This window comes from Nitriliruptor sp. (assembly GCF_040882075.1).
Taxonomy (GTDB): domain Bacteria; phylum Actinomycetota; class Nitriliruptoria; order Nitriliruptorales; family Nitriliruptoraceae; genus Nitriliruptor.
In genome coordinates this window covers 1-4,923 of record NZ_JBBEBZ010000076.1, presented here as the reverse complement: position 1 = coordinate 4,923, position 4,923 = coordinate 1, and the positions used below count along the sequence as shown (strand labels likewise).

Below are 4,923 nucleotides of genomic sequence, written 5' to 3'. Positions count from 1 at the left end.
CACGGTGGTTCCTTCCCGGTGAGGCCGCCCCATGCGGCCTTCTACCACCACGTCGAACGGCGGAGCGCCGGATCGACATGGTGACTGCCGTGCGCACCGTGAGATCGCACCCGGCCGGACCTGGCAGGAGGCGGCGGACGTGAGGTCGAACTCCCAGGGGTCACCGCCCGCCTGCTCCGGAGTCCGCTCGTGCGTCGTTCCGTCGCCCTCCTCACGATCATGGGTACCGCTCTCGTCGGTACTGCGCCCGCCGTCGCGGCCGCGCAAGATGCCTCCGCACCGGGCGTGTCCGTGGTCGTCATCGAGGTGGCATCGGGTCGAGGCGACCTGGCCAGCGGCGGCGACGCCCTCCTCCGGCTCATCGCACTCGACGGCGTCGACGCAGCCGACCTCGTCGTCACCGACGACGGCCGGGACGTCTCTGACGCCTTCGTGGTCCAGCAGGATGGGACGGCCCTCGGTCTCGTCGCCGGCCTCGACCTCGGCGACAACGTCATCCAGGCCGAGGCACCGGACGGCCGCGGTGCTCGCATCACCCTCACCAACGCCCCCCAGTCGGGCCCCGTCTTCTCCGGGCCGCTGATCGAGCCCTGGTCCTGCACCAACGGCTCGGACGAACCGGACTGCAGCCAGGAGCCGACCGTCACCTACCACTACCGGTCGACGAACCCGGTCGCGAGCGTGGTGCCGCCCCTCACCGCGGCCGGGCAGAGCGTCCTGTCGAGGTTCCAGCCGTACGACCCGGCCGATCCGCCCTCGGACGTCGCGACCACCACCGACGACGGCGAGGAGGTGCCGTTCATCGTCCGCGAGGAGGTCGGCTACAGCCTGCGCGACCAGTACCGGATCGCCGCCCTGTGGGACCCGGAGCAGGGCGACTGGCCGGATCCGACCAGCGAGAACCCGGGCTACGCGAACAAGCTCGTCCTGACCCACGGCCAGAGCTGCGACACCTCCTACGAGTCCGGCACCGCCCCGGCGGTGCTGTTCGAGGATGCGTTGTCGCAGGGCTTCGCGGTCGCGAGCCACGCGCTCGACCACGCCGGCCACAATTGCAACCTCGTCACGCAGGCCGAATCGCTGATCATGACCAAGGAGATGGTCGCCGAACGCTTCGGTCCGATCCGCTACACGATCGGCAGCGGCTGCAGCGGCGGGAGCCTCGTACAGCAGCAGGTCGCCAACGCCTACCCGGGCGTCTACCAGGGCATCACGCCGCAGTGCAGCTTCACCGACGCGTGGAGCTCGGCCCAGCAGTACGTGGACTACGTCGGGCTACGGAACTTCTTCGAGGGTCCCGGCTCGTTCGAGAGCCAGATCCTCCCGGCGCAGTGGCCGAGCATCTTCGGCCACGCGAACCCGGCCAACCACATCACGTTCACCGAGGCGATCCCCAACAGCGGCGACCCGTCACGCTCGTGTCCCGGCGTCCCCAACGAGGACGTCTACAGCGTGAACAACCCCGACGGCGTCCGGTGCAGCTTCCAGGACTACATGCGCAACGTCTTCGGTCTGGATGAGGACGGCAAGGCGTACCGGCCGATCAGCAACGTTGGCGTCCAGTACGGGCTCTCGGGTCTACTCGCGTCGCTCACCGGTGACGTGACCGATCCGACGCGTCCGCCGCTCACCCCCGCGCAGTTCGTCGCCCTCAACGCCGGTGTCGGCGGGTTCGACATCGACTTCGAGCCGACCGCCGACCGCACCCTGGCCGACCCGATCGCCCAGGACCGGGTGTACCGCAGCGGCGCGGTCAACACCGGTGCGCACCTCGACGAGGTCGCGATCATCGACCTCGGTGGTCCCGAGCCTGGCGCGTTCCACGACGTCTACCGCAAGTACTCCATGCGCGACCGGCTCATCCGCGAGCACGGCACGGCCGACAACCAGGTGTTCTGGGAGGGCCAGACGCCGCTGCTCGGTGACGCCTCGTTCGTCGACGACTCGATCCGGGCGATGGACGAGTGGCTCGCCGTGGTCGAGGCCGATGGCCGCGACGTCCCGCTGGCGCAGAAGATCATCGACGCCAAGGACGAGGCGGGCATCGCTCCGCGCTGTGTCGGCGCTGCGGGTGCCGACGTGCCGCTCGAGGTGTGCCGCGGCACGGTCGACCCGACCATCTTCTCCTCGCCGAGGATCGAAGCCGGTGGCGGCGACTCCGTCGTCGGGTTCACCGACGACACCCTCGATTGCCAGACGATGCCACTCGAGGACTTCGACTACGCGGGCCAGGCCTACACCGAGGTGTTCACCGAGGCGGAACAGGCCACCCTCGAGGCGACCTTCCCCGATGGGGTGTGCGACTACTCGAAGCCCGGCGTCGGCTTCCAGGCGGCGACCGCCTGGCTCACCTACCAGAACGACGACGGCGAGGTCATCTACGGCGGGACACCGATGGGTCCGGCGCCGGTCTCGGTGCCCTACGGCCCCTCCTCGGGATCGGATGACCAGCGCCCGGGACCGGGTGACCGCCGCCCGGTGAACCCGCCCGTCGGAGGCCCTCCGTCGGACCGACCCGGGGCGAACCCGCGCCCGGCCGGTGTCGCGACGCAACCCGCTTCAGTGCAGCTGCCCATCACCGGCCTGCCGGCGCCGCTGGCGGTGTTCGCCCTCGCGTCGATGGGTGGCGCGCTGGCGCTCCGGCGCCGCTGACGCTCCGCTGGGCACGCTACGGCTCTAGGATCGGTCGGTCGCCCCCACCACCGATCTCGGAGCTGCCGTGGACGCCGACGGCCTGCGCAGGCTGCTCGCCCGGACCGCCGAGCTGGCAGCGGACCACCTCGAGGCGGACCTCGAGACCCCGGTGTCGCGACCGGTCGCCGTGACCGAGCTGGTCGCGGCGCTCGGGGGACCGCTCCCGGTCGCCCCGTCCGACCCGCTGGAGGTCGTCGAGGCGCTGGCCCGTGACGCCGCCCCCGGGCTGGTGCGTACCAACGGTGGCCGCTACTTCGGGTTCGTCGAGGGCGGCGTGCTGCCGGCATCGCTCGCTGCGGACTGGCTCTCGTCCACCTACGACCAGAACCCGGCCTTCCACGTGCTGTCGCCGACAGCCGCCGCGCTCGAGCTGGTGTGTTCCGGCTGGCTCCTCGACCTGCTGCGCCTCCCGCCGGACGCCTCGGTCGGGTTCACGACCGGCGCGCAGCTGGCCAACGTCGCGGGACTGGCTGCCGCCCGCGGCGAGGTGCTCCGACGCGTTGGCTGGGACGTCGACGCCGACGGTCTGCCCGGCGCACCTCCGGTCACCGTCGTCGTCGGCGAGGAGCGGCACGCCACGATCGGGCGAGCCCTGCGCTTCCTCGGCCTCGGTGAGCGCCGCGTGATCGTCGTCCCGGCCGATGACCAGGGGCGCATGCAGCCGGGTCCGCTCCGCGACGCCATCAGCGACGGGCCGGCCATCGTCTGCGCGCAGGCCGGCAACGTGAACACCGGCGCGTCCGACCCGTTCCGCGCCATCTGCGAGACGGCCCACGAGGCCGGCGCGTGGGTCCACGTCGACGGTGCCTTCGGGCTGTGGGCCGCGGCCTCACCGGCCCACCGTCACCTCGTCGACGGTGTCGACCTCGCCGACTCGTGGGCGACCGACGGGCACAAGTGGCTCAACGTGCCCTACGACGGCGGGTTCGTGATCTGCGCCGACCCGGAAGCCCACCGCCGCGCGATGACGCTGTCCGCGTCCTACCTGGCCCGCGCCGACGGCGGGCGTGACGGCACGGACTGGACGCCGGAGAGCTCGCGCCGTGCGAGGGTCTTCGCGACCTGGGCGGCGCTGCGCTCCCTCGGGCGCGACGGCGTGGGTGACCTGGTTGCGCGTTGTTGCGCCCACACCCACGAGTTCGTCCGTCTGCTGGCCGACGACCCGGAGGTGACCGTCCTGAACGAGGTCGTGCTCAACCAGGCGCTCGTGCGTGTCGCCGCCGACGACGCCCGCACCCTCGCGGTCGCTGCCGAGGTCCAGCGCGAGGGCGTGGTCTGGCTCGGCACGACCGTCCGGCGGGGGGTCACCTCGCTGCGGATCAGCGTGTCGGACCAGGCGACCACCGACGAGGACATCGAGGTGGCCGCCGCCGCGGTCCGCCGCGCCATCGCGACGACCGCGTGAGCGGTGCGCTGATCGTCTGACCGAACCGAGCTGGCTCGATCTCGGCCGGGTTCGACACCCTCACCCTCGAGGACCTCGGCGACGGGCGGACGCGACTGGTGGGCACCTCGCTGCTGGACTCGTTCGAGGGGCGCGACGCGATGATCGCCAGCGGCATGGAGGTCGGCATCCGCGAGGGCTACGAGCGCCTCGACGAGGTCCTCGCCGGTGAGCGCACGAGGATGATGACCGCTGCGAGGCCGATGTCACACGAGGCCGTCGATGTCGCACCAGAGCATCAGGCGTGACGCGTTCCTGCGACCGTGATCGCCTCCCGGGACACGGTCCACCCGATGGGCACCCGGATCGATGACGAACGGCCGCCCCGGGTGGGGCGGCCGCTCGCATGGAGGTGGTGCGTCGGTTCAGCGGTGCAGGTCGAACCGGTCGGCCTGCATCACCTTGACGAAGCCCTGGACGAAGCGCTCGATCATGCGCTCCTCGCCACCGTCCGAGGCGTACTCCTCCGCGATGGCGCGCAGCTGCGAGTTCGACCCGTAGACGAGGTCGACGCGCGTGGCGTTCCACTTCGTGGCGCCGGTCGCGCGGTCCTTGCCCTCGAAGCGGTCCTCACCCTCGCCGATGGGCTCCCAGACGGTGTCCATCGCGATGAGGTTCTTGAAGAAGTCGTTCGAGAGCTGGCCCGGGCGGTCGGTGAGGATCCCGTCGGTGTCGTCACCGGCGTTCACTCCGATGCTTCGCATGCCGCCCACCAGCGCCGTCATCTCCGGCGCGGTGAGGTTGAGCATGAAGGCCCGGTCGACCATCAGGTGCTCGGTCGGGAT

General features: G+C 71.3%; 3 protein-coding genes and 1 pseudogene. 3 read left to right on the top strand and 1 reads right to left on the bottom strand.

Features of this window, described 5'->3' with window-relative positions; genetic code table 11:
• Nucleotides 1-189: 189 nt before the first annotated feature.
• The 3 genes and pseudogenes from WEB03_RS03895 to WEB03_RS03885 form a co-directional block, all read left to right on the top strand.
• Complete coding sequence (locus WEB03_RS03895) at nt 190-2,652, top strand: DUF6351 family protein (protein WP_368069662.1); 2,463 nt, start codon at nt 190-192, stop codon at nt 2,650-2,652.
• Nucleotides 2,653-2,719: 67 nt separating this feature from the next.
• Entirely contained in the window at nt 2,720-4,099 is a 1,380-nt protein-coding gene (locus WEB03_RS03890) for an aspartate aminotransferase family protein (protein WP_368069661.1), read from the top strand.
• A gap of 53 nt (nt 4,100-4,152) precedes the next feature.
• Nucleotides 4,153-4,305, top strand: a pseudogene (locus WEB03_RS03885) (polyketide cyclase); the annotation flags it as partial.
• Nucleotides 4,306-4,503: 198 nt separating this feature from the next.
• On the opposite strand, the gene WEB03_RS03880 reads toward WEB03_RS03885, so the two are convergent.
• Nucleotides 4,504-4,923: peroxidase family protein (locus WEB03_RS03880; protein WP_368069660.1), on the bottom strand; the 420-nt coding region annotated here is incomplete at its 5' end.